This is a genomic window from Ruegeria sp. AWH4_226, assembly GCF_056159225.1.
The window spans coordinates 474,255-498,210 of record NZ_JBSWUU010000002.1; the positions used below are offsets into that span (position 1 = coordinate 474,255).

The 23,956-nt window shown below is 55.9% G+C and carries 21 protein-coding genes and 1 riboswitch; of the genes, 8 read left to right on the forward strand and 13 right to left on the reverse strand.

Annotated features, from left to right (window positions below):
* Nucleotides 1-52: 52 nt before the first annotated feature.
* The 6 genes from ACXAET_RS17615 to ACXAET_RS17640 are packed head-to-tail and all read right to left on the reverse strand — an operon-like array spanning nt 53 to nt 4,981.
* Entirely contained in the window at nt 53-310 is a 258-nt protein-coding gene (locus tag ACXAET_RS17615; RefSeq protein ID WP_475188031.1) for an NnrT protein, read from the reverse strand.
* Nucleotides 289-465 (reverse strand): protein NnrT, encoded by a 177-nt coding sequence (locus ACXAET_RS17620; RefSeq protein ID WP_475188034.1) that lies wholly within the window; start codon nt 463-465, stop codon nt 289-291. Before ACXAET_RS17620 ends, ACXAET_RS17615 begins: the two co-directional genes overlap by 22 nt.
* Before the next feature lies 1 nt (nt 466).
* Complete coding sequence (locus ACXAET_RS17625; RefSeq protein ID WP_475188035.1) at nt 467-2,356, reverse strand: nitric oxide reductase activation protein NorD; 1,890 nt, start codon at nt 2,354-2,356, stop codon at nt 467-469.
* A gap of 5 nt (nt 2,357-2,361) precedes the next feature.
* Nucleotides 2,362-3,156 carry an AAA family ATPase gene (locus tag ACXAET_RS17630; RefSeq protein ID WP_475188443.1) on the reverse strand — a complete coding sequence of 265 codons (795 nt, stop codon included), beginning with the start codon at nt 3,154-3,156 and terminating at the stop codon, nt 2,362-2,364.
* Between the two features lie 3 nt (nt 3,157-3,159).
* The gene (locus tag ACXAET_RS17635; protein ID WP_475188037.1) at nt 3,160-4,509 is read right to left on the reverse strand and encodes a cbb3-type cytochrome c oxidase subunit I; all 1,350 of its coding nucleotides are present in this window, start codon (nt 4,507-4,509) and stop codon (nt 3,160-3,162) included.
* Between the two features lie 19 nt (nt 4,510-4,528).
* Nucleotides 4,529-4,981 (reverse strand): c-type cytochrome, encoded by a 453-nt coding sequence (locus tag ACXAET_RS17640; RefSeq protein WP_475188038.1) that lies wholly within the window; start codon nt 4,979-4,981, stop codon nt 4,529-4,531.
* Between the two features lie 169 nt (nt 4,982-5,150).
* Between ACXAET_RS17640 and ACXAET_RS17645 the strand changes: the two genes are divergently transcribed.
* Nucleotides 5,151-5,312: a hypothetical protein gene (locus tag ACXAET_RS17645; protein WP_475188445.1), complete on the forward strand. Its 162-nt coding sequence runs from the start codon at nt 5,151-5,153 to the stop codon at nt 5,310-5,312.
* Here the strand turns inward: ACXAET_RS17645 and ACXAET_RS17650 are convergent.
* Complete coding sequence (locus tag ACXAET_RS17650) at nt 5,309-6,034, reverse strand: Crp/Fnr family transcriptional regulator (protein WP_475188039.1); 726 nt, start codon at nt 6,032-6,034, stop codon at nt 5,309-5,311. The two genes, ACXAET_RS17645 and ACXAET_RS17650, sit on opposite strands and share 4 nt — an antisense overlap.
* A gap of 420 nt (nt 6,035-6,454) precedes the next feature.
* Nucleotides 6,455-6,658: riboswitch (cobalamin riboswitch) on the forward strand.
* Between the two features lie 154 nt (nt 6,659-6,812).
* Between ACXAET_RS17650 and ACXAET_RS17655 the strand changes: the two genes are divergently transcribed.
* From ACXAET_RS17655 to ACXAET_RS17680, 6 genes are read left to right on the forward strand one after another with little or no spacing between them, the layout of a single operon-like run.
* Nucleotides 6,813-8,681 carry a TonB-dependent receptor plug domain-containing protein gene (locus ACXAET_RS17655; protein WP_475188041.1) on the forward strand — a complete coding sequence of 623 codons (1,869 nt, stop codon included), beginning with the start codon at nt 6,813-6,815 and terminating at the stop codon, nt 8,679-8,681.
* A 2-nt stretch (nt 8,682-8,683) separates the two neighbouring features.
* On the forward strand, nt 8,684-9,514 hold the full coding sequence (locus tag ACXAET_RS17660; RefSeq protein WP_475188044.1) for an ABC transporter substrate-binding protein: 831 nt from the start codon (nt 8,684-8,686) through the stop codon (nt 9,512-9,514).
* Entirely contained in the window at nt 9,511-10,494 is a 984-nt protein-coding gene (locus ACXAET_RS17665; protein ID WP_475188045.1) for a FecCD family ABC transporter permease, read from the forward strand. The genes ACXAET_RS17660 and ACXAET_RS17665 overlap by 4 nt, the downstream gene beginning before the upstream one ends.
* Nucleotides 10,491-11,249, forward strand: coding sequence for an ABC transporter ATP-binding protein (locus ACXAET_RS17670; protein ID WP_475188048.1), 759 nt, complete (start codon nt 10,491-10,493; stop codon nt 11,247-11,249). The genes ACXAET_RS17665 and ACXAET_RS17670 overlap by 4 nt, the downstream gene beginning before the upstream one ends.
* On the forward strand, nt 11,246-11,902 hold the full coding sequence (locus ACXAET_RS17675; RefSeq protein WP_475188049.1) for an adenosylcobinamide amidohydrolase: 657 nt from the start codon (nt 11,246-11,248) through the stop codon (nt 11,900-11,902). The genes ACXAET_RS17670 and ACXAET_RS17675 overlap by 4 nt, the downstream gene beginning before the upstream one ends.
* Entirely contained in the window at nt 11,895-12,896 is a 1,002-nt protein-coding gene (locus tag ACXAET_RS17680) for a DUF6925 family protein (protein ID WP_475188050.1), read from the forward strand. Before ACXAET_RS17675 ends, ACXAET_RS17680 begins: the two co-directional genes overlap by 8 nt.
* Nucleotides 12,897-12,986: 90 nt before the next feature.
* On the opposite strand, the gene ACXAET_RS17685 is transcribed toward ACXAET_RS17680, so the two are convergent.
* From ACXAET_RS17685 to ACXAET_RS17705, 5 genes are read right to left on the reverse strand one after another with little or no spacing between them, the layout of a single operon-like run.
* On the reverse strand, nt 12,987-14,069 hold the full coding sequence (locus ACXAET_RS17685) for a ferritin-like domain-containing protein (protein ID WP_475188052.1): 1,083 nt from the start codon (nt 14,067-14,069) through the stop codon (nt 12,987-12,989).
* A complete protein-coding gene (locus ACXAET_RS17690; protein ID WP_475188054.1) occupies nt 14,066-15,970 on the reverse strand; it encodes a GMC family oxidoreductase in 1,905 nt (634 codons plus the stop codon). Before ACXAET_RS17690 ends, ACXAET_RS17685 begins: the two co-directional genes overlap by 4 nt.
* Complete coding sequence (locus ACXAET_RS17695) at nt 15,954-16,442, reverse strand: hypothetical protein (protein WP_475188055.1); 489 nt, start codon at nt 16,440-16,442, stop codon at nt 15,954-15,956. The genes ACXAET_RS17690 and ACXAET_RS17695 overlap by 17 nt, the downstream gene beginning before the upstream one ends.
* On the reverse strand, nt 16,429-17,367 hold the full coding sequence (locus ACXAET_RS17700) for a hypothetical protein (RefSeq protein ID WP_475188056.1): 939 nt from the start codon (nt 17,365-17,367) through the stop codon (nt 16,429-16,431). The genes ACXAET_RS17695 and ACXAET_RS17700 overlap by 14 nt, the downstream gene beginning before the upstream one ends.
* Nucleotides 17,368-17,409: 42 nt before the next feature.
* Nucleotides 17,410-20,790 (reverse strand): adenylate/guanylate cyclase domain-containing protein, encoded by a 3,381-nt coding sequence (locus ACXAET_RS17705; protein WP_475188058.1) that lies wholly within the window; start codon nt 20,788-20,790, stop codon nt 17,410-17,412.
* A gap of 484 nt (nt 20,791-21,274) precedes the next feature.
* On the opposite strand from ACXAET_RS17705, the gene ACXAET_RS17710 reads away from it, so the two are divergent.
* The gene (locus tag ACXAET_RS17710) at nt 21,275-22,249 is read left to right on the forward strand and encodes a LysR family transcriptional regulator (RefSeq protein ID WP_475188059.1); all 975 of its coding nucleotides are present in this window, start codon (nt 21,275-21,277) and stop codon (nt 22,247-22,249) included.
* Nucleotides 22,250-22,282: 33 nt separating this feature from the next.
* Here ACXAET_RS17710 and ACXAET_RS17715 read toward each other — a convergent pair whose 3' ends face one another.
* Nucleotides 22,283-23,806 carry a trimethylamine methyltransferase family protein gene (locus ACXAET_RS17715; RefSeq protein WP_475188060.1) on the reverse strand — a complete coding sequence of 508 codons (1,524 nt, stop codon included), beginning with the start codon at nt 23,804-23,806 and terminating at the stop codon, nt 22,283-22,285.
* Nucleotides 23,807-23,956: the final 150 nt, after the last annotated feature.

The window sequence follows — 23,956 nt, forward strand, 5'->3', positions numbered from 1 at the left end:
CTGTTGCCAGGGTACGCAACACGATTGGGTTGGACGCCACACGTATCGGTCTTCATCTTTGAGTTCCAGTGTCTGCCACATCCATTAGGTGGCGGATATGCTTCGCAAAATACCAAGTCGCAGGAATACCAAGGAAGGCACCTGCCAGGATTGAAAGTTCAGTCGACAGAATCGGACCACCAACCCAGCTAAAGATCAACGCGGCGAAAAATACATTGACCGCCGCAGCGCCCGCCCCCAACGGGTACAGCGCAACTGCGATGCGCCAAGTCGACCACCCCCGTTGTTTCATCTGCGCGAGACCAGCCATTGCACCGCCACCATGCTGAGGACGAGGGTAATGCAAGCCAACGCATACCAGAATTCAGCAGTTGCGGATTGCGTTTGGGGGATTGGCCGGTCGAAGGTTTTGGCAAATGCAGGTGACGCGGATAGCAAGGCAAGGCAAAATAATAAACTGCGCATGTCAGGTCTCCTTTGTGAGTGTTCGGTAGATTTCCGGCAGCGCCCGCGACAGGCGCTCGGGGTTTGGCAAAAGCGTGAAACCACCGCGCCCAAAGATACGCGCAAACCAATCCTGCCCGTCTTCGTCGATGATCACGCCATGCAAACTCTGGCCGGCGGTCCGGGCTTCGCGCACGGCCATATGACTGTCTTCGATACCGTGCTGGCCTTCGTAGTGGTCAAGATCGTTGGGTTTACCGTCCGTCAGCACGATCAGCAGTTTGCGAGCGCTTGGCTCCTTGGCGAGCTGTGCACTGACATGTCGGATGGCTGCACCAAGACGGGTATAGTGGCCGGGCTTCAACGCGCCGAGCGCGTTGGTCACATTGGCATCCATCTTTTCTTCGAACCCCTTGCAACGCGTCAGGAACACGCGATTACGTCGCAGGGATGAAAACCCCCATATCGCTGAGCGGTCCCCGGCCACGTCAATTCCCACCGCCAACGCCGCCATAGTGTCCCGCGCGACATCGATGACCGAAGTATCGCCGATCGCAGCTTCGGTCGATCGGGACGTGTCGATCAAAAACGCAACCGATACATCGCGATCCACCTGTCGTGCGGCTTGCCAGATACGATCAGACCCGCGTCCAGTTGCCATCATGTCCGCGCGGGCGGTCAGCAGGGCATCAAGATCAAGCTCTTGCCCATCAATCTGACGCGGTTGCAGCACGCGCCTTGGGCGAAGCGCCTCAAACTGCCGACGCACGGCGCGAACATATCGGTCATTCGGGGCAAACAATGGCCGTTCGGATGGTGTCGGCGCCTCAAGAACCCGGCAGTGATCCTGCATATAGCTGCGAGATCGGTGGTTCCACTCCGGGTAGGTATATTCGCCCGCCAAAGCTTCGTGATCTGCATCGGCAGGCGACAGGTCAAGATGCAGCCGCAGTCGTGTCGCCGTCTTTCGATCCTGTTTCGACAGCGTGATCCGATCCTGATCGTCGGCGGCCTTTTGGGCATTCTCATCATCGTCATCGTCGATACTGCGATTGATGTTCATCGACTCGACCCAGGAAAGAATGGATTCGAAACGATGTATAATGAAACTGTCCCTTCGGCTGTGCTGGTCCTGATCTTTCCGCTCGCCGAGCTTGCGGCGACTGAGTGACGCCGATGGAGCCGGCGCGGGTTGCTCTGTCTCTGCTTCAGGCGCGGCGCTTCCGCCTTGTCCCGGCCTTTCAAACCTCAACCATATTGGCACTGGCGCAAATGGCATGAAACTGCGGGTTTTGCTTGCCGTTGTGCCAAAGTTCAGTACATCACCGCCCAGCTGCATGCGAATTGCCTGTTCGATCGAGGCTTCTTGTGCGGGCCGATGCAACTCCGGTCGCGTCTTGGCGCAATAGGCCGCCATCTCTGCGTAGTCTGCGCGCAGACCAGGGCAACTCATGAAAACGGCATCCGCCACTTGGGCGTTTGCACGGATCTGAGCATAATCCTGGGCTGGTCCGGTACCTGTTAGGTCCAAGGTCGCAAACTCGGTTTGCGCGGCAAGGGCAGTCAGCCAGAAATATGCCGCTCGGTTCAGCCTGGGGTCGGGAAACGCGTCCATAATCGGAGGAAGGAATAGCTTTTCGCTATCGTATCGCGCCACATATTCGCGGTTGCGTTCGGCCCCCAATTTACGTTTGAGTGGCTGCCGATGTCGCACCAGCGTTGCGGCTGACTCTCCGATTTCAACCCCACCAGAACCACCAAGCGCACGGAAAAGAACCGCAAGACTGGGGCGTACAGATGCCAGTTCCACACGCGCCGAAGGAAAGCGCGCCTCAGCGCCGATCCCACTTACCAAATCGTGCCAGAGGTTGCCGATCGTTTCCTCTGGCTCCATTAGATCAACGAGACGCATCGGACCTATCCGTAGACTGCCAAGACCAAATCCCGCAACGCTTGCTGCACATCTGGTTCATCGCTCAAAGGTTCAATGACAGCCGCCTCAATAGCCTGATCCACACACATACCCCGCGCCATAAGCGTGGCGGCATAGATCAGAAGACGGGTCGAGACGCCTTCTTCAAGGTCCATACCCGAGAGTTTGCGAATATGCCCGCCCAGACGCACCAGTGGCGCGACACGACCCGGCTCTAATCTGCTTTCGGCCGAGATAACTTCGATCTCGGTCTCAGGGTCTGGGAAATTGAAGCTGATCGACAAAAACCGCTGTCGCGTCGAAGGCTTCAACCGTTTCAGGACATTCTGATATCCGGGATTGTAGCTGGCCACCAACATAAAATCAGGGGGCGCAATCAGTTCTTCACCCGTCCGGTCGATCATCAGCGTGCGGCGTGTATCCGTCAGCGGATGAAGAACAACCGTGACATCCTTGCGCGCTTCCACGATTTCATCGAGATAACAAATACCCCCTTCGCGCACAGCGCGGGTCAAGGGTCCGTCGACCCATGCGGTCTCGCCGCCCTTCAACAGGTAACGCCCGATCAGGTCAGCCGCCGACAAATCGTCATGGCAGGCCACCGTATAAAGTGGTTTGCCAAGACGAGACGCCATATGCTCAACAAACCGCGTCTTGCCACATCCGGTGGGCCCCTTCAGCAAAAGGGGCAAACCATTTTCATAGGCCGTTTCGAACAAATCGCATTCGCGGCCTGACGGTTCATAAAACGGAAGTTGGGGTTGCGCTGCGATATTCATCATTCACTCTCCCGGAACAGTGTTGACAGGACCGGGCGCGATGACTTCGTCCTTTCGCACTACCAAAAGCGCGTAGATGAACAGCAGCGCGCCGATCACCACGGCAAGCCCTGACCCCCACCGCATCAGGTAGAAAATCGACAGGCTTTCCTGCACCTCCATGTAGTAGTCACCCACGACGCGCTGCATATGCGTCTGGATAGTGCCGGCAAAGGTAAGCACGAAAGTCATGAACGCCATACCACCCGTCATCAGCCAGAAGGACGCCATATTCAGAACCTGGTTGTAGGGCGCCCGGTTTCGCAACATGGGCATCGCATAGGTGAAGACCGCCAGGTTCAGCGCGACATATGCCCCAAAGAAGGCGAGATGGCCGTGGGCGGCGGTGATCTGCGTGCCGTGACTGTAAAAGTTGACGCCGTGCAGAGTATGCAGGAATCCCCAAACTCCAGCGCCGAAAAAGGCCACGGTGCTGGACCCCAGCGACCACAAAAGCGCAGCCTTGTTCGGGTGGTTCCTGCGCCCCTTCCAGACCATCACAAAAGCAAAGGACATCATCAGGAAGAAAGGGATGACTTCGAATGTCGAGAATATTGAACCAACCCACTGCCAGTAGCCCGGCAATCCGATCCAATAGAAATGGTGCCCGGTCCCAAGTATGCCTGAAAACAGGGCTGTTGCGACGATCACATACAGCCACTTTTCAACCACCTCCCGGTCTACACCGGTGAGTTTGAGAAGCAGGAAGGCAAGAATGGCGGCCATCACCAGTTCCCATGTGGCTTCGACCCAAAGGTGAACAACAAACCACCAATACATCTTGTCGAGGCTGAGGTTGTCTGGATTGATGAAAGCAAAGACCCAAAGCAGGGACAGAAGCCAAAGCCCCAGCAAGAGCACATTGGTAATCGCGGTTTTCTTGCCTGCCAGCACGGTCATCGACACGTTCAACAGGAAGATCAAGGCAGCCACGAGGATTCCGAACTTGACCCATAGCGGTTGTTCAAGAAACTCACGCCCGCCGTGAATCCCCGCAAGGTAAGACACTACCGCACCGAGTGTTCCCACCAACAGGATGATGAGTTGCAGGTACGCCAGTTTTGGCGACCACAATTCGCGCTCCGCTTCTTCCGGCAGCAAGAAATATGCGGCCCCAAAGAAACCAAGCAACAGCCAGACAATCAGCGCGTTCGTATGGATCATACGGATCACGTTGAACGGCAGGATGTCCGATAAAAAATTGGGGGATACGTAAATCCACCCAGCAAGAAGCCCGTCCAGCACCTGAATACCGAACAAAGCCAAAGCCGCAAGGAAGTACCAATAGGCGACTTTTTGAGATTGATATTTCATGGATTGCTCCTTTCCCCGGTCAGCCGGCATCATTGGGCGGCCAGCCCTGCGTATCGGTTTGATCGGCCCAGCGAAGAAACTCAGCAAGGCCGCGAATGTCCTCGTCGGAAAGTTCATATCGGGGCATCTGACGCCGCCCTTCGATGCCGCTTGGTTGCGACTCGATCCAGCCTTTCAGGATATCAAAGGCATCTTCGGGACTGTCTTGAACGCCCCATCGGGTCATGACATTGCCAAGCTCGGGCGCAAAATACGCGCCCTCTCCATGAAGACTGTGGCAATTGATGCAGGAGTGTTTTTCCCAAACGTGTTTGCCGCGAACGACTGCATCACTCAACTCCATCCCCGAAGTTGATGTGCTGACGACATACCGGTGGGACTGAACGGTCAGGGCCTCGAAGACCACGACAAAAAAGATCGAGCCGCCGTAAAAAATGTTGCGCGCGCGCGATTTCGTTAAGATTTCCGCCATTGGCTTACCTCTGCTCGCAAGGAATGGGGAATAGTTAGCCGATGACAAACGGACCAAGATTGCGCAAGCGCAACGTTCTGACCATCTCAACGCCCAGTCGTTCAGCCAAGAGGGAAGGTCTGTGCCAAACACAAACCTTGATGAACCCGGTCTGTTCTTGGAAAGCACTATGTCCTGCTCATCGCAAACGATTAGCGTGTTTTTGCGTCATCGGATGCTGTGCGTAGGCCGCGTTATTTGCCCCTTTCACACGATCGCTGACGCTTGCCGCAAACACAGCCTGGATATGGATGCCTTCGTTGCCGAGTTGGAAGAGGCGCAACAACCCTAGTCTACTGGGGCCTCGCAGATTAAAACTAACGCAGGAGGATCAAGAACCTTGATCCTTTTTCGTCGGCTTTCAACCAGCCCTTTCTTCTCCCATGCGCTCAGCGTCCGACTGACGGTGTGCAGGGTGGTTGCAGTCAATTCCGACAGGTCCTGGCGCGTTATTGGAAAATCGATTTCGATCCCGTCCGGAACTTTTCGCCCGGTCTGGTGGATAAGACGCAGCAGCGCGTTGGCGATGCGTTGTTCAACCTGCAGAGTTGAGATTTCAACGACCCGATTGTTTAACTCACCCAAGCGGTTGCCAATTGTCTTGTAGGTTTCGGTTGAAAAACCGTCATATTCCGCCGCGAAAATTTCCCAAAGCTTCATGGGCCAGCTCAGCGCGATGCTTTCGGTGGCCGTTATCGCCGTCGCCGGATAAGTCTGCCGCCCAAGCGCGCTCGCAAAACCAATGAGTTGCCCCGCTGGAATGTGCAACGCAGTGACCTGTTCGCCTGTCGGGGTGATCCGAACAACGCGAACATATCCATCAAGCAACAAATAAAAACGGTCGGCTGGTGCGTCTTCTTCGAAAATTGCGACGCCGGCCTCGTATCGGCGAGAGCTTGCCTGATCCAGAATCGTGCGCAGTTGCCGCCGATCCAGTTTTGAAAACGGTGGCAGATGCGTCAGCAGGCTTTCGTCAAGCCGGGGTAAAGTCTTGCGCTTCGGAAGTTCGTTCATAAAACGCCTATGCCACAACATCCGGAGCGAAAGCTACGAAATCTCGTCGACTCTACCCGGACATGAAGCCGCAAGAAACTTACCCTAAAACCGAATCCCGTTGCAGCAGAGACATGCAGATCAGAAGCAGAATGCATGGCTGGCAGAGGTTGCACGATATTCGGACAGAACTCGCAAGCAGGGCAATTACCTTACGCACAACAAATTGACCCTCTCAGGACCTACAACGCAGTCGATGTCCTAACAGCCGAGATCGCGCATGGGGCCATAGCCGTTGAGCCAGCGGTGATGAGTTACAAATCAAGATTTGTGGACAGCCGACCGCCTCTAATACATGGGCATGGCAGGCTTCGGAGACGGCGCATCAAGAATTTGGAGACTTGCTGCAATTTCATGATTGACAAATCACAGACGGTTCAGCCAATTTCCGCGCGTTCTGGTCCGGTTGGGACACCATCCGGATAATAGGGAACGGGGTGCGGCCTTTGCGCCAAATCCTCGACTGCCCCCGCAACTGTAAGCGGTGAGCTTTGCTGGCACATGCCACTGTCCCCATTGGGATGGGAAGGCCCGGTCAAGCCTCGACCCGCAAGTCAGGAGACCTGCCAGAGCGATCACCCGGTCCGGACGCGGGGCGCGTCTTTGGCAACGGTCTATCCGTAGCGGTGACATTTCGCCGTCTGCGGAGGTTGTTTTCCTCCAACGACAATTACCAATAAAGGCACCAGAAAAGGTGTCTTTTTCCCCTTCGCCAAGAAGGGGATCTTAGGGACAACCAATGAAGAAAACCGCCCTGTTAAATGCCACTGTTGCTACAATTCTAACAGCTTCGACGAGCGCTGAAGCGCAAGAGACTATTGATATCGGAGAAATTGTAATATCCGGGGGTTTCACTCCGATCGAAGAAAAAAAATACGGTCGCGCAGCCAGCGTGATCACCGCTGAAGAGATTGCGCGGCGCGGCATCACGACAGTGCAGGATGCCCTGCGCTCTGTTCCAGGTATGTCCGTCAACGGATCAGGTGACGCGTTCACGCAAGTTCGTATCCGCGGCGCCGAAGCCAACCATACGTTGATACTGATCAACGGCGTTCCGGCAGCGGGTGGTGATGGAGAATACATCCTGTCAGGCATTCAGACGGCCAATATTGAGCGAATCGAGGTTTTACGCGGGCCGCAATCCGTTTTCTATGGTTCGAACGCTTCGGCTGGTGTGGTCAACATCATCACCAAGAGAGGTGGGCTGGGTCACGAATATGGTGGCACAGTTGAATTTGGCGACGGGTACAACGCGTCCGCACGGTATTCCTATCGTAACGATAAAGGCGGCGTGGCCGTCGGTATCGCCCGGCTGGACGATGACGGCTATGATTATTCTGGCAGCAATGGGGAAAAAGACAGTGTTGACCGCACCACGATTGACCTGACCGCAGACTATTTTGTTGCCGAAGGGCTGAAACTCGGGCTTGTGTTTCGCGATTCAGATGAAAACTATGACTTCGACAGCACAGACTCTCTGGCCACCACCCCTGAGGGTTACGTCGTGGACGATCCTAGCCAACGGTCTGAGCGGAAAGAGCGGCTTGGTCAGGTCTACGCCGAATACGAGGCAAGAGGAGGTCAAATGGTTCACCGTTTCAGCTATGATCGAACGGACAACGAACAATCCACCAATGGTGGCACACCTACCGAAACGGATCGGGACTCGGCCCGCTATCTTCTCAGCCTCGGACTGGACGGGCGCGCGACGGTTGACAGCAACCACTTGCTGAACGGAATTGTGGAATGGGAAGAGGACAGCAGTTCCTCTGATCCCGAGTTTGAACGCGAAACAACATCATACGCGCTGGAGTATCGGGGATCTCTGGAGAATGGATTGAATGTTCAGGCCGGCGTCCGGTACGACAACAACAAAACGTTCGAGAATGACTTCACCTGGACAGTGGCGGCGTCGTACACTCTGCCCCAAGGCGTCCGTTTGCACGGTTCAGCCGGTACTGGCATCGTCAATCCATCCTATTTCGAATTGTTTGCTGACTCTTTTGGATTTGTCGGCAACCCAAACCTGAAACCCGAGAAAAACAAATCTTTCGATTTGGGCGCCGAGGTGCCGTTCTGGGCTGGTCGCGGATTGGTTGATGTGACTCTGTTCCATGACGACCTGACGGATGAGATCACGTCCGTTTTTGATCCGACCTTGGGCAGTTCAACCTTTATCAACCAATCCGGGGACAGTACCCGCCGCGGGGTCGAGGTTTCGGGCACGATTGAGGCGACAGACACGCTCGATCTGCGTCTAAGCTATACCTATATTGATGCGGAAAACCCGGATGGATCAGTGGAAGTACGCCGTCCTCGTCACGAATTTCTGCTGACCGCAACGCAAGAGTTCCTGCAGGGTCGCGGATCTGTCACCGGCGATATTCGTTATGTAGCCGACAACTACGACACGCAGTTTTTCGGAAGCTTTGAAACAAAGAAGTTGCCTGACTACGTGACCGTTGATGTTGCGGCGCAGTATTCGTTGACCGACAATGTCAAGCTGACCGGACGCATCGTTAACCTGTTCGACAGGGAATACTCCGACGTCTGGGGCTACGCCAAACGCGGGCGCACCGGTTACATCGGCCTGAGCGCGGCGTTTTAATCATGTGGCTGCGGTTGATTTCTGTTTGTGTTTTGGTCGGCCTGACCAAAATGGCCTGGGCACAGCCGCAGCGCGTCGTTTCCATGAATGTGTGCACCGATCAGCTGGCGATGATGCTGGCGGCACCTGGTCAGCTGCATTCGGTGTCTTATCTGGCACAAGACAACCGCGTCTCGGCCATGGCCGCACAGGCCATGGACCATGGGGTAAATCATGGTCTTGCCGAAGAGATCTACCTGCAACAACCCGGCCTCGTGATCGTAGGGCGCTATTCCACTTTGGCAACGGTGGATATGCTCAGAAGACTGGATGTTCCGGTGGTCGTTTTCGAGCCTGCCCGCTCGTTAGAGGATGTTCGCACCAACATCCTGAAAATGGGAGAGGTCCTGGGTCGTCAGGACGCTGCGGACAAGCTTTTGCAAGATTATGAGGCCGGGCTTGCAGCACTATCCGCAAATAGGGGGGATGGCCCACGTGCGGCGATATACTCCGCGCGCGGCTGGACATCTGGCGACGGAACCCTGTCCGGCCAAATTCTAAACGCTGCTGGGCTGAAAAATATCGCGACAGAGATGGGCATGACCGCCGGGGGCGTTTTGCCTTTGGAACAATTGGCGCTGTCCGACCCGGACATCGTGATCACCTCGCAACCCTATCCGGGACACAGCCGAGCCGAAGAATACCTGCAACATCCCGTGGTCAAACATCTACAAGCGCGCTCGGGTCAGGCATTGATGTCAGATCGCGACTGGGTGTGCGGTACCCCATATGTGTTGCGAGCGATTGAAGAGCTCGAACGCGCGCGTGAAGCATGGCAAGAGGGCACCGAATGACCCGGCTCATGGTCGGTTTACTCTCCTGCGGAGCCGGACTGTTTCTTTTGTCTCTGACAATCGGCCCGGCAGGCACCCCCCCGGGTGACAGTCTGGCAGCCTTATTCTCCGCCGATTACGGGCCGTTGACGCTGGTGATGCGCGAAATTCGCCTGCCGCGCGCGATTCTGGCGATTATCATTGGCGCAGGGCTGGGCCTGGCAGGGGCCGCGATGCAGGGCTATCTGCGCAACCCACTGGCGGAACCCGGGTTACTGGGCGTTTCCGGGTCTGCGGCCTTGGGGGCTGTGCTGGCGATTTACACCGGTCTGGCTGCAAGCAGTGTACTTGCCCTTCCTTTTGCCGCTCTGACCGGTGCCGTGATCGGCGTCACGCTGATCATGATCCTTGCGGGACCGCGCGGTGGGTCTGTGACGCTGATCCTTGCCGGGATCGCAATCTCTGCCTTGGCCGGGGCGCTAACTTCGCTTGTGCTGAATCTTTCGCCCAATCCCTTTGCCGCAAATGAAATCGTCTTTTGGATGATGGGATCCTTGGCAGATCGGTCGATGGTGCATGTCTGGTTGGCCCTTCCTTTTTTTCTCATCGGTACAGTGATGATTGCTGTAACAGCCCGTGGCTTGGATGCGCTGACGCTCGGCGAAGATGCGGCTGAAACGCTTGGCATAAACCTGTCCCGCCTGCGCGTACTGCTGGTTCTGGGCACAGCGGCCATCGTGGGGGGCGGCACGGCTGTTGCCGGCGCAATTGGATTTGTCGGCCTCGTGGTCCCACACATCCTGCGGCCAATGGTCGGTGCCAGCCCTTCCAGATTGCTTCGGGCCTCGGCACTTGGTGGTGCCGTCATGCTGCAACTGGCTGATATCGCCGTGCGGATTATCCTGCCGGACCGTGATCTTAAACTGGGTGTTGTAACCGCCCTTGTAGGTGCGCCACTCTTCCTGCACCTGATCTACAAGACGCGGAGAGACATGCTATGATCGGCTTTGAACTGCGCGATCTGACCGTCACCCTGCGAAACCGAGAGGTCTTTCGCGGTGTCAACCTGACGATCTCCGAAGGTGAAATGGTGGGGCTGATCGGCCCCAACGGTGCCGGCAAGACCAGTCTGATGCGGGCGGCCCTAGGGTTGATACCACATTCCGGTCAAAGCTCGCTTGCAAACCTGACCTCCCGTGACCGGGCCCGGACAGTCGCTTGGATGCCGCAAGCGCGTGAAATCGCTTGGCCGATCACAGTTGAGCGGCTTGTTGCACTTGGACGGCTGCCGCATCTTTCACCCGCAGGTGCGATCCCAGACAGAGACCAGAAGCTTATTGATCAGGTCATCGACAGAATGGACCTGGGGGCGCTGCGACTGCGCGCTGCATCCCGTCTGTCGGGCGGTGAGCAGGCCCGCGCGCTGATCGCGCGGGCTGTGGTTCAGGACACGCCAATACTGATGGCAGATGAGCCCACTGCAGGCCTGGACCCTGCACATCAGATTTCGACGATGAAAGTGTTCCGTAATCTGGCCGATGAAGGCAGGGCTGTGCTTTTGTCTTTGCACGACCTCGGGCTTGCCGCGCGTCACTGTACGCGGTTGATCCTATTGGCAGAGGGCGGTGTGATCGCGGATGGGCCGCCCGCTGAGGTCCTCTCACCTAATCTGATGGCGCGTAGTTTTGGCATTTCCGTCTGGCACGAGAACACAACCTCTGGCCCTGTGTTTCAGCCGCTTGAGGTCGTGGAATGAACGGACTGACATTGAACGCCCCTTGGCTGAGCTTTGATCTGGGGCAGCAAATGACGGTGCTGAGCTGGTCAATCAACCGGCCCGGTTTTGTTCTGGCCTCAAAGATTTTGTGGCGAGAGGTGCGCAACGCCGATCTGCCCTCCGGAATGGATGTGCGCAAGTGGTTGGCAAACGAGTTGAAGCGCTGCAACAGCGAGGACGCAGTAGCCCTGCTGACGTCACGCTCGATCAAACACTTCGACTCGCGGACGGCCACGGCTGGATCAGTGACCGCGCAGGCCGTTGCCACGGTGGGCCTGTCCAATGGTGAACGGGTCGGTCGGCGTGTCGACTATTCCAGACGTGATTGGGGCACTATCAACGTGGCCGTGCGCATCGATACCGGGCTAAGCCAAACTGGTCTGATCGAAGCCTTGAGCATTGCCGTGCAAGCCCGGACCGCTGCCGTGATGGACGCGCAGTTTGAAATACCTACGGGAGTCGCAACTGGCACGGGTACGGACTGTATCGCTGTGGCGGCACCGATTGGAACAGTGGACTTTACAGGGCTTCATACAGATATTGGCGAAGCTGTCGGGCGCGCCGCTTACGATGCGGTGGCCGCAGGGACAACCGCCTGGATTTTAGAACGAAAGGAACCCACGCATGCTTGATCTGGCCACGGTGACACAGCAGGCTTTGTCGCAGGAAGATACCGGCTGGAACATGGGGTCTTTTGGCGCTATTGCCGAGTTCCATCATGTCTCAGGCGATCCCACCCCGGAGGATATGACAGAGGCCGTGCAATTCACCTCACGTGGCGGTATCCGCTTGGATAGTTTGGAAAATGTCGTTCCTGTTGCCTATGAAACCCTGAGTCCGAAACCGCATCGCTGGACCCAGGCTGTCTCGTTGTGTTTGCCTCAGGAAATGGCGGCCATGCATCAGCGTGAGGTGCTAACGGAACTGGGGCCGGACGCGGACGCCATCCGCGTCGAGGATCGCCAAGGCATTCTTTTCGACATGGGTCTGAAGCAGTTCCAGGTGGATTTCTGTATCCGCACTTCGGATAAGGACCTTCTGAAGGTCCTGCGGAAAAACGCAGGAAGGTCGCTGTTCGAGACTGGGAACCCTGCGATGCCTGCGATACTTGCTGCCCACCCGCATCGCGTTGCGCTGACCCGCATCGGGCGTGTAGAAGTCTATCAAATGATCGGAGGTCCGGACACGGGCGGCAAATCACCCGAGGGGCCGCACACCCATGTCCTGCCCAAACTGCTGCGGGCAGAACGCACGCATTCTGCCAATACACCGATTCCAGCCGGGTTGACGCCATGCGCCGCGTTGCATCCCGAGAATCCTGTGATCGGACGATTGGGCGAGGACAAACCATTCAACCGGGCCGCCTTTGACGCATTTCAGAAGCTGCTGAACGCCTGGGCACCCAAAGATTACATTACCGCCAAGCAAGACGCGTGGCGCCTGTTAGAGCACGGCGTGCCTGCTTCTGAAGCGCCCGAGCCACCCACCCGCGTTGGCCGTGCGGGCTGGCGCAACGGCATTCGCCAGTGGCGTCTGTTGCACGGCAACAGCGCTCTGCTGGATGACTGGACATCAACCTTTGATCGCGAAGCCGGGCTGGCGGAACCGGAAAACCCCGGCCATTAGAAAACGGCAATCAAGCGGGACAAACCGACGAACCTGTGTTGAGCCGAAAGTGTGGGTTCATTGGCAGGACGCGTATAGGCAAGGCTGAACCTAAGCTTCTCCCAAATATGTCCAGGTAGGACCGGCAGTTTCACCTGATCCGTCTGGCAACGGTACGTGCATGAGTTTTTGTGCCAGCGATTTCATAATGTACATCGTCGGCACGAGGTCACGTAAAGCGCTTTTGTCCGTGTTGAAAGCACTCTGCAAACCGTCAAGCAAACCGGTCCAGGCGGTGTTGAATTCAGCCGATATTGCCGCAATTTCCGGCGCGCGCGCATAGTTGCTTTCACACGGATCATCCTGCATCGGAGAGACGGCGCTCCAATCGACAATCAGATCGCCGCCTGTCGGAGGTTCATCTACCGCATCATCTGGATGATAGTACCGACTGTGGAGAATTTCGTTGAACTTAAAATAATGCGCGACGTCTTCTCGGCCTTCAGGTCCCGGTATGATGTCTTTGTCCCCTGCCCGGTGACCCAAATCGGCACCTTCACCTTCTTCCATGATTTCCTCAATCGCCCGCAATGCAGAATGACGGCGTTGTTTTGGGGTGCCGACCACTCCGATCACCTCACCCCCTGCCCCAAAATAATCATCATTTGAGACTTGCCGCTTTTCATCACCGATGAAGATCGCGTCATTGCCGAACGTGTCACAGGCATTTTCAAGCTCTTGCTTGATGTAAGTGTAGAACCCTCCGATCGTATGATAATCGCCTTTTTTGGCTGGGCCTGTATCTTTTGGGGCCGTCTCAATCAGGCGAAAGCTTTTGACCTGCTCAGGGGTAAACCGGCGCAGGTGTACCTTTGGCCCGCGACCGTCCAACAGTTTCGCTGGATAGGTCGGCAACTGGTCTGGGTCGTTCAGCTTTGGATGGCCTCCAATGCTATTCAGGACATTTGCCACCAGCACCATATGCAACATTTCTTCGACCATGACCTGGCGGATCACCTCGATGGGTTCTGCATTCACGATGATAGGCTCAGACCGGTCGTATTGCCCCTGCTCCAAAATAGAGTAACAGGCCGTCGCATAGGGCGGTATTGTGGAAAGTTCGAGTATCAGCGCTTTTTGAAGCAGACCACACAGCTCTTCCCGCGTTTGCTCAAGCGTGGTTTTCGAAGTCATTTCGCACCCCCTTTCCGAAAGGCCGCGGTAATGGCCCTTGCAGCCCTGTAAACCATCGCTGACAGAGTCAGTGTCGGGTTTGACGTGGCGATCGTGGGCATTGAACCTGCGCCGACCAGCCAGAGATTATCGTGATCCCACGACCGCATCTGATCATTGGTCACAGAATTGGTTTTATGCGTGCCGATCCGGTGCGTGCCGACCAGATGACCGGCCCCGAAGAAGGTGTAGCCTTTGCCTTCGTAGGTAAAGTATCCAGCATCCGAAGGCGAATAAGCCGTGTGGTTCTTTACGCCCAACCTCTGGAATATCCGTGCGCAGGCGTCATAGGCCGCAGCTAGCCCGGCGCGTGAGTAATCGTCCAGATCATAGCTGATCACCGGGCGGAATTCGCCCATGGGCGTGCGATAAGCCGGGTCGATTGTGATGCGATTTGTAGACCGGGGCAGTTGTTCGACCAGTGTTCCAAGGCGCACCTGTCTTTGGACGTCGTGATACAGCTTGTCACGCAGTGCACTGCCGTACAGGTTTTCCTGTTCGACCAGTCGCGCAACGTCTGAATTTGGCGCTCCGGCAGCAAAGTTCCAGCCCCAGTTACCGATCTCCAGCCGAAATGCAGCCGTTTTGTCGCGAAAACCCCCATCGCGAAAATTCGCATAGCTGGAGGTCGATCCTGGCCCGCGAAACGGCCCTACGGGTTCGGGGGCAGCGCCCCATGTCATCATATAGGGGTGGTCCATAAGGTTGCGCCCCAACTCGTCACTGCTTTTACAGATCCCGGACGCCAGAGCGAGCGTGACGTTTTCGACAGCACCGCCCGCAAGGACATAGTGCTTGCCTCTCGCGCGGCGCAACTCGTACTGCGGAACACCGGGAAACGGATATTTCTTGTATGTGATACCGGAGACCCGACCGTTTTCATCCAGTTCAACCTTTGACGCGATCGCCTGCGTGATGGTCTCCATCAGGCTCTTGCCGATGTGCTTTGCATCTTCCAGGGTCTTCATCGCGTTGTATTTGGCCTGAATTGGGCAGATTGGAATGCAGCTGGAATTCCCCTCGCACCGCTGGCCCATGTAGGCGAAAGGACCAGTCGCGCCGCGCGGTTGAAACTGCTTGCGTATTTTGTCACCAACCCGAATGCCCTTGGCATTCCTCGGTCTGCGCGGAGTTGAGTTGCGGCCCTGCGGAGTGCGTGAGACCTTTAGGTGGACGGTATCGCTTGCATCCTCGCCAACCTCAATCGCCATGCCATCGGCACGGGCAAAGAACGCGTCTACATAAGATGAAGGGATCGAATGCATCGGATAATCATAATCCTTTGCAAAATAGTCCTTGCTGTCCTTCGGACCCGACGTCCTGATGCCAAGCGCTTTGGGGGTTTGTTCGTCGGCGTCGGCGGAGACTCCGATCTCCCACTCGGCGCGCTCGTAGTCTTTCTTCAGGTCGTCGTATTTGAAGGGCCAGTCGACCCCCAGCCCAAACCGGCTTTGCATTTCAAAATCAGCGGGCATCATCCGAAGGCTGGTACCCAGCCAATGCAACGACGTGCCGCCATAGGCCATCAGGTAATTACTGCCGAACGGCAAAGGGCCACGTTGCACGAAATAGCCGTTGGTGTCGGGCTCTGTCCCGCGAACTGCGGTGATGTCCAGCACCGAAGGCGACGGCAGAGTAGGCAGGTTCGGATAGGGTGAATTCGGCGTTTTTGCCAAAGACAGATAATACTGATCCAGATAAGACCTGTAGGTTTCCCATGTCTTGCCATGATCCTCTCCGGCTTCGAGGATCAGAACAGAGTGACCCTCGGACACAAGCTCTTTCGCAAGGATGCCGCCGGCAAAACCCGCGCCCACGATCACTACATCATAGCATCTTTCGTCGTCAGGAATTACGGTCATCGGACTGCCCTCTCTGTTTGGGGGGCTCAAGGCTCCACGCTCCAAATCCCTGTTGCTTAGCCCCCTGCGGATGTGCGCCGATGGCATCCCAGACCAACCCTTCCTTATACGCCCGGGTCGAGATGATCTTGATCACGTCAAAGCGCGAGGCGCCGTAGTTTTCACGCCATTCCTGCGGTAGCGGCACCCATTGCCCGGTATACCAAAGTTGGATCAGTGACCGGGCCACCGGACCAAGACATCTGTCAGGCAGGTAAGACTCGCGGATGATCTTGTCGTCGTCTTTTTTGCCCAGACTCGGTGCAAGGGACAGAAACTTTTTCAGAATGCCCTCGGGCAAAACCTGCTGCACATGATGCCAATATTCTGCCGCGCAGCCAGTCGCCTGCAACTCGGCAGTGTTGTACCCGGTCAGTGCGGCGCTGACAGTCAGAAAGGCATCGTAGGCGATGGTATCGTCATGCGTGGTCATGGCGGTCCCCGTCTATTGCGTCGACGTAAAAGCCTCGGGGTTCAAAACACGCGGGTGGGCTTTCAAAAACCTGCACGGCAACTGGCGTTTTGTCTGTAAACAACCTGTGCATGTCGCGGGTCATTGGAAAATCATTCCTGCCCAGCTTCAGCTTGAACGATTTCGCGATTTTCTTGCCTTCCTTGGTCGCCAGCATTGCAGTTTCAAACAGGCCTGCGATGGTCCATCTTGTCCAAACCGTACGGCCAAGCCCGGTCGCAAATTCCGGGATCGGAGTGCAATTCGTCAGGGTCCATTGATCGCCTGACAGTTTGCCCAGATCGGCATCCAGATCGTAGACAATGGTCTGGGGATCATCAGGGTTAACCAGTTGTATCCACCACGCTTTCGGCGAAATCGGCGGGTCGCCTTTCATCTTGGCGTTCAGCGAGGGCACTTTGTAGTTAAACTGCCCTAGAAATTTCGGCTCGCCAAAAGCCTGCCGCCCTGCCTTGACCGCCATCGCGTTATCGGCAGCCACGTGAACGCGCAGATGACCAATTGTGTTGGTCTGGTCCCGACCGTGCAAATATTCGGTCAAGGTCATTTTCGGGACACCCGGCACCCGGTTCGAAGGGTAGACCAGAAGATTGAATTCCACTTCGTTCACGAAACCCAGTGAGTTGTCGTAATGCGCCGTGTAGCGTTGGAAGTTCAGCAGAATGACAGCCTTGTTATCACCTTTCTCGTCAGGAAATTCAGCAACACACAGGCCAGTGCCTTTGACAAACGGCTTGGCGGCTTCGACCGAGGTGTACCAATACATCCATTGGCATTGCAGCGAAGCATAGTAGAAGGGGAAGGTATCAAACTGCTTTGGCAGCTTTGGCATGACGCCGGTAACATCGGTTTGATGGCACCGATCATTCTTGGCTTTTTTTGTCATATTGGCTGTGTCCTTCTGACTGGCTGCGACAGATTTTCGATCTCAGTTTTTGCCCGATGACGCCTCCGGAACTGCAGTGGTTAGCGTTTTCGAAATGGTATTCGCCGTGATCAGAGCAGGGCTGGCTGATCCGACCGTTGTCGTAGCTTTTTCAACGGCCCTCGCCACTTCGTTCAACAAATCTGCAGAAGACTCCAACTCCGCGACTTCCTGAACCACGCGCAACAACGGACCATAGTGCCCAAGCTCAAGCGCCAGCATCGCGGCCTTTTTGAAATGCTCAATGGCTTTGGTTTCATCGCCATGTCCAAGCGCCAGCCTGCCCCGCAGGCGGGTCAAACCCACGATCCAGAACTTTTCTCCGCTGTCCTCGGCAAAGCTATCGGCCTGATCCAGAAGGTCCTCGGCCAGATCAAGCCGCCCGTGCAGAATGGCGGCATCCGCGTAGAGGTACAGAAAAAAGCTCAAACCCAGCCGACAACCGGTATCCCGCCATTCCCGCAGGCCCAATTCGATGTCTTCCAGCGATTTCTCACCATCCGTATTGCGGCGCGCCCATCCGTTCATCACCCGCGCCCAACCGCGCCAGAATTGAAAGGAATACTCCTCAGACAGTGCAATCAACGTGGCCGAACTGTCCTGCACTGTATTTTCATCGCCGCGAAACTGGGAAATCCATCCCAGGAATGCGTTGGCGAAGGACTGGCTGAAGGGATGCGCAGTTTCCTCGGCGTGGGCGAGCGCAGCCTTGATCGCCTCTAACGCGGTGGCCTCGTCGCCGGACAACCAGTTCGACAAAGCCCGATAACCCTGAAGCGCGACCGCCAGATCAACTACGTCATAGTCCAGTCCTACAAAACGGTGCTCGATTGACAGGTTGACCCCAATCCCCGCCTCCAGATGCTTCAAAGCTTCTACCGGATGGCCCAGATAGGTGTGAAGTGCGCCGTGGGACCGTTCGGCTGAGGCCAGAACCAGCGGGCTATCCAAATCGTCGCAAAGCGAGACCAGCCTGTCCGCGTTCTGTTTCGAGATCGCGTATTCACCACCCAGCATTGTGGACCGGAATTGACCGTAAACCACCTTGAACAGCCGTTCGGTTTCGCCATATTCGCGGCACAACGCCTGCGCCCGAGTATAAGCAGCCAAGACCGATTTATGCGCATACCCGCGGACAAATGCGAGGGGAACGGCAATCATGATCTGCAGATCAATCTCTCGACGGTCACGCTCTTGCGAGGCTGGCAATTCCTGCAGGCAGTCCAAAGCATGCTTCAAATGCGTGATCGCTTCGACATTGGCGGAATGATCCAGAGCCTGACGTGCTGCCATCATAAGCTTGCCTTCGGCAGCAGCGTAGTTTCCCGCGCGCCAATAGTGATGGCCCAGTATTTCAGGCTCACGAGTTACAGTTTCCTTGTAGTGCTCCTCAAGTATTTCGGCAATCCGCCCATGCCATCTTGAGGCCGTAGATCGTAACATGGACTGATAAGCCGCATCCTGTACCAACGCGTGTCGGAACCTGAACGCGTCCTCTGCGCCGGGTTGCCCGGCGGGAACAATAAGTTCTGTTTCCAATAGCTGCTCAAGAGCGTTCGAGATGTCAGCGTCGCTCCAATCCAAAACCTCGGACAGCAGTTTCCGTTCAAAGTTCCGCCCAATTGCAGCAGCAACCTGAACGATCTCACGACTGGCAGACAACCGATCCAACCGTGCCATCAGAGAATCCTGCAAGGATTCAGGGATCGCCATGGAAAGCTCGGCCTGACTTTGCCCCCGGCTGACCAGCAGGCCCGACTCCATCGCCATCTTGGTCAGTTCTTCAACAAACAAAGGGACGCCGTCAGTGCGTTCCGCCAATTGGCTCAATACCTCCTTGGAGGGACGTACACCCGAGATACTCTCGACCAGCTTATAAATGTCGCGGCGCACCAGTCGGTTCAGCTCCAAACTGGTGACATGAGACTGATTGCGCCAAGGCGATTGAAACTCCGTGCGGGCTGTCATCAGGGTCAGGCAACGCCGATTGGCCAACTGCTCAACCCAACCATTGACGAATTCCAGCGTAGAGGCATCAAACCAATGCACGTCGTCAAGCAACAGCAGCAGTGGCCGGCGTTGCTCTAAACCTGCACACAATTGCAGAAGCGCTTCAATCAACGCACCTTTCTCACGTTCGGGGGCCATCCGTTCGGCAGACGATGTGCTGTTGCCCAGACCCATCAGCCGCAGAATTGGGGCTGCGCAGCGATCAGCAGACAGGCCCAAATCGGTCAGAAAACCAATAATCTGATTTCGACTGTCCTCTGGCGCGGCGTTCGGAGACATCCCTATCAGTTTGGTCAGTGCGTTCTTGATTGGAAAAAACGCGCTGCTCTGATGCAGCGGAGAGCCGAACAAAGTGAATTGCGTTGCGTCGTCGACGGACAGTTCATCTTTTAACCCAAATGCAATCTTGGACTTCCCGACACCGGCATCACCGGTCAAAAGCAACACTTGCCCTTCCCCGTCCAAAGCCCCTTCCCATCTTGACCGAACCAGCGCGATTTCCGCAGACCTTCCGATCGTTGGTGTGGTGTCATGCGAAAAATCCTTTCGGGCCGATTCAAAGCCAGAAACCTTTCGCCGGACGCGGTAAAGCTGCATTGGTGCGCTGACACCCGCCAGCTGTGGGCTGCCGATAGAAGTAAAATCCAACCGCTCACCAATTAACCGCCGCGTCACCTCGGACACCACCACCTCGCCAACGTCGGCAGCGGCCTGAATACGCGCAGCAACGTTTGGCGTATCCCCGAACAACCACACCCTTTCGTCCGTTGAGGAGCTTGCCGCAGTACCGACAACCACCGGACCAGTGTGCATTCCGATACGCACGTTTGTTGACACAGGCTGCCGTGAAAAACCCATATCCATGTCCCGTGCCGAACCTGCGATTTCCAAGGCGCAGAGAGCTGCCGAGTAATGGCTCAGTTCTTGCGCCGTGGGGTAGCCAAAAATCGCAACCACACCATCACCGGCGTAGTTTGCGATCTCGCCGCCAAATTTGGCGACGTTGTGCCCTACCAGATCGCGGTATTTCGTTATGAGTTCACGGTAATCCTCGGGGTCGAGTTTTTCGGACAACGCCGTGGACCCGACCAGATCACAGAATACAACGGTCAACTGGCGGCGCTCAGCAACATTGTCGGCAGATTGCCTTGACCGCTCGACCTGCGGTGTGACTGGTTGTGCGACTTGCGCCGGTTCCACAGCTGCACCTGACAAAGCCGAGCCACAAGCGGTGCAAAACCGCGCGTTCGCCATCGCGGGCTCACCGCAGACGCCACAGGCGAAGGTCAGGGCGTTGCCGCAGCTGTGACAGAATTTCGATCCGGCAGGATTGGCCGCACCACATTCCTGGCAATTGACGTTCGGACTTACCAATCTGGCCGCCTCTACACGCTAGGAAAACTATTAGTTTTGAAACAAAAAAGACAAATACACGGTCTTCTCTATCATATTATCAACAATACGTCGCCTCTTATTCCGTATTTGCGATATGTCGACCATGGCACCGACGAGAAGCAGACCTTATCAGTTTAGCGGCGCACAGAACGACAGTCTGGATAACGTCAACTCCCAATGTAAGATTGCGTCAGTCCCCAAGAACCAGAGCAGGATCGAGCGCGGCAATAGCGGCCATTCCACGCCCCAGAACTATTGCCGTGGTGACATGCCAATGGCGCTTTCGCCCTTGGCAATTAACTTGTCGACGAGCCAGATGCCCAAGTCGGTCAGCCGGATGGACGGCTGGGACCGGTCCAGCGATACACGCTCGAAAGTTTTAGTTAACTTCGAGAAATTGGCAGTGTTATTGAAAGGTAATCGAACCAACGTCGCCTGAACCCATACAAAGGGAATAGTTTCGATGCCTCGTCATTCCGCCTCGAAAGATCTGAGCCTCAAGTGGCTGGAGCTGTTCCAAATCTGCGCGCATAAAGGGTCGCTGCAGGCCGCTGCAAAAGAAGCCGGAGTGACGATCAGCACCGTGTCGCACCATCTGCGCAACCTTGAGGATCACCTTGGTGTCGAGCTATTTAATCACGCGCGACGGCCCATGGTTTTGACCCCCAAGGGGCAGGTATTTTTACGCAACGTTGATGATGCCTTGTTCGCCATCCGCAAAGCCAAAGCCGAGGCGTCTGCTGGAAGCATAGCCGAAGCAAGCTTTTTGCGTTTGGGAACGATCGAAGATTTCGATAGCGACATAGTGCCCGAATTGGCCGTTTTCCTCGCTCAGCATATGCCCAGCTGCGATTTTGAATATCAAACGGACTCGAGCCACGCGATCATCGACATGCTACGTAACAGGCACCTTGATCTTGGGATAACAACCACACTTCAGGACCGGATGCGGGATTTGCAAGAGCGTCCCCTCCTGCGCGATCCTTTTGTCGTGGTATTGCCCAATAGTTGCGAACATCCCTTGAAGGACGTCGTAGAAGGCCGCAGCCGTCTGCCGTTCTTGCGGTTTTCAAGCAATCTCATCATCGCGAGGCAAATTGAATCGCAGATGCGCCGACTTGGTTTTTCGCCGGTGTCCAATTTCGAATGCAGCAACAACCAGACATTGATGGCAATGGTTGCAGCAGGCGCAGGATGGACAATAACAACGCCATTATTGTTTTCCCGCGCTCAACGTTTTCAAAGCAAGCTCAGGCTGCACCACTTCCCGGGAAAAAGTTTTGCCCGGACATTAGCTATCGTTGCAACACCCGATTGCTCTCGGTCCATACTGGAACTCGTGGATCGAAAAATCCGTAACCTTATCAGCGAACATGCAATTTCACGGCAGATCGAAAGATACCCCTGGTTGTCTGACAGTTTCCGCCTGATGACCTGACAGGTTTTCTTCGGGCCGGGACTACGCGCAGTGTCATGGGTGCAGAATGTTGAAACGGGCGCGAATTTCCCGTTCCTGCGTTGGCGTCAGATAACTGGGCGTGTGCTCTTTCAAGATGTCGCGTGCACGGACCCGGGCGCGGGTCCAGGCATCTTTTGCCCCTTTTTGCGCCCATGTGCGCGGCTCATCCCGATCCGCAAGAAGGGGGTAGAAATAATCCCTCTCCATCGCGGCATAGGTGTGCTGACCCCCAAGAAAGTGACCCTCGCCCAGGACTGCGTCACATATGGCGTCAAACCCCAGATTTTCCTGCGTCACCTCAATTCCCCTCAGGGCGCGGTAGGTGTTAGAATGCATCTCATCATCCAAAACAAATCCTTCAAAGCTCGCGCCCAGAAGGGATGCGGTCATGCCAGAGCTTTCGTAGATCAGATTGCCTCCGGCAAGGGCAGCGGCCATCGACGTGATGCCTTTTTCCATACCGTATTGTGCGTCTATGGCCTTGGCATCGGTCATAGAACAAGCCACACCAGACGGCAGCCCCAACCAGTTGGACAGTTGTGCGGATGCAGCGTTGAGAACAGCGGTCTCGCCACTACCGCCAGAAAACGCACCCGTGCGCAGGTCAATTACCAACGGCCAGTTCGCAAATACCATCGGATATCCGGGTTGAATGGAATGCACCATCAGCAGGCTGGCAAGTGTTTCCGCCAACGACTGCGCCAGGAAACCGGCAAGCGTAGCCGGTGCGGTCGCCCCGGCTTGCGCAGCTGTGATGCAAGAAATCGGAATTTTGTGCCGGATGCATTCATAAACTACGTCTACCGCGTCTTCACCATATCGCATGGGTGAGATCATCGGGCTGATATGTGCTTTTAAAAACGGGCGTTTGGCAAATTCGCCCGGACCTCCTGCCGCGATATCCAACATATCGACGATCGGTGCCACGTAGTCAGCCAACGTGAACGAGGTAGCAGTGGGTTTGGTCGTGTTCTTCAACAAAGCAAACACGGTATTTACGTCCAGATCGAAGTTGTCCGGCACATCTGTCGCCACACAACAACGGGTATACCAACTCACATTAGCTAGCGTGTCCTGAAGCCGGGTGAAGTTGTGCAGATCCTCGAGCGTCGAAGGTCGGTAGGTGCCGGTATCCATATCCAAAGTCTGGACTGCAGCGCCACCGGTGCCAAAATAGACCTTGTTGCCGCCGACCTCGATTGAGCGCGCCGGGTCTCGGCCGTGCAGCGTGAAGGTCTTGGCCGCCTGATCAATGGCCTCTTCGACCAGCGCGGGTGGAAACAGCAAACGCCCCTTTCCGTTGTCGACGGCACCAATGGCCAGCAGATCCTTTTGCAAACGATCCGGGGCCTCGCCAACGCCCAACTCCTCAAGCAGGTCCAAAGCGGTGTCATAGATTTGTCTTAGATCAGTCTCGCTGAGTGGTTTGTACGCACCACCGATCTGACCGGGTGGACACGGATCAACAGCGGGCTTTGCCGCACGTTGCGCCAACCGCTCGCGACGGCCGCCTCTCTTTTCACGCTGCCCGGCCATGGTCACCCCTCTGGATCAAGTTTTGCGCGATAGAAGAGATTTAACGTAACAAATTCAACGCGACGTTGGCTAAAGTCGAAAAAATCGAAATTAAAATCCGATTTCATATGAACAACCAGCATTTCGTTGCGAGCCCACCCAAAGTGCCGA

What these genes read in the sequence shown, in the direction of transcription:
- ACXAET_RS17615 (WP_475188031.1), bottom strand. Translation starts at nt 310, where the DNA reads ATGGCTGGTCTCGCGCAGATGAAACAACGGGGGTGGTCGACTTGGCGC.
- ACXAET_RS17620 (WP_475188034.1), bottom strand. Translation starts at nt 465, where the DNA reads ATGCGCAGTTTATTATTTTGCCTTGCCTTGCTATCCGCGTCACCTGCA.
- ACXAET_RS17625 (WP_475188035.1), bottom strand. Translation starts at nt 2,356, where the DNA reads ATGCGTCTCGTTGATCTAATGGAGCCAGAGGAAACGATCGGCAACCTC.
- ACXAET_RS17630 (WP_475188443.1), bottom strand. Translation starts at nt 3,156, where the DNA reads ATGAATATCGCAGCGCAACCCCAACTTCCGTTTTATGAACCGTCAGGC.
- ACXAET_RS17635 (WP_475188037.1), bottom strand. Translation starts at nt 4,509, where the DNA reads ATGAAATATCAATCTCAAAAAGTCGCCTATTGGTACTTCCTTGCGGCT.
- ACXAET_RS17640 (WP_475188038.1), bottom strand. Translation starts at nt 4,981, where the DNA reads ATGGCGGAAATCTTAACGAAATCGCGCGCGCGCAACATTTTTTACGGC.
- ACXAET_RS17645 (WP_475188445.1), top strand. Translation starts at nt 5,151, where the DNA reads ATGTCCTGCTCATCGCAAACGATTAGCGTGTTTTTGCGTCATCGGATG.
- ACXAET_RS17650 (WP_475188039.1), bottom strand. Translation starts at nt 6,034, where the DNA reads ATGAACGAACTTCCGAAGCGCAAGACTTTACCCCGGCTTGACGAAAGC.
- ACXAET_RS17655 (WP_475188041.1), top strand. Translation starts at nt 6,813, where the DNA reads ATGAAGAAAACCGCCCTGTTAAATGCCACTGTTGCTACAATTCTAACA.
- ACXAET_RS17660 (WP_475188044.1), top strand. Translation starts at nt 8,684, where the DNA reads ATGTGGCTGCGGTTGATTTCTGTTTGTGTTTTGGTCGGCCTGACCAAA.
- ACXAET_RS17665 (WP_475188045.1), top strand. Translation starts at nt 9,511, where the DNA reads ATGACCCGGCTCATGGTCGGTTTACTCTCCTGCGGAGCCGGACTGTTT.
- ACXAET_RS17670 (WP_475188048.1), top strand. Translation starts at nt 10,491, where the DNA reads ATGATCGGCTTTGAACTGCGCGATCTGACCGTCACCCTGCGAAACCGA.
- ACXAET_RS17675 (WP_475188049.1), top strand. Translation starts at nt 11,246, where the DNA reads ATGAACGGACTGACATTGAACGCCCCTTGGCTGAGCTTTGATCTGGGG.
- ACXAET_RS17680 (WP_475188050.1), top strand. Translation starts at nt 11,895, where the DNA reads ATGCTTGATCTGGCCACGGTGACACAGCAGGCTTTGTCGCAGGAAGAT.
- ACXAET_RS17685 (WP_475188052.1), bottom strand. Translation starts at nt 14,069, where the DNA reads ATGACTTCGAAAACCACGCTTGAGCAAACGCGGGAAGAGCTGTGTGGT.
- ACXAET_RS17690 (WP_475188054.1), bottom strand. Translation starts at nt 15,970, where the DNA reads ATGACCGTAATTCCTGACGACGAAAGATGCTATGATGTAGTGATCGTG.
- ACXAET_RS17695 (WP_475188055.1), bottom strand. Translation starts at nt 16,442, where the DNA reads ATGACCACGCATGACGATACCATCGCCTACGATGCCTTTCTGACTGTC.
- ACXAET_RS17700 (WP_475188056.1), bottom strand. Translation starts at nt 17,367, where the DNA reads ATGACAAAAAAAGCCAAGAATGATCGGTGCCATCAAACCGATGTTACC.
- ACXAET_RS17710 (WP_475188059.1), top strand. Translation starts at nt 21,275, where the DNA reads ATGCCTCGTCATTCCGCCTCGAAAGATCTGAGCCTCAAGTGGCTGGAG.
- ACXAET_RS17715 (WP_475188060.1), bottom strand. Translation starts at nt 23,806, where the DNA reads ATGGCCGGGCAGCGTGAAAAGAGAGGCGGCCGTCGCGAGCGGTTGGCG.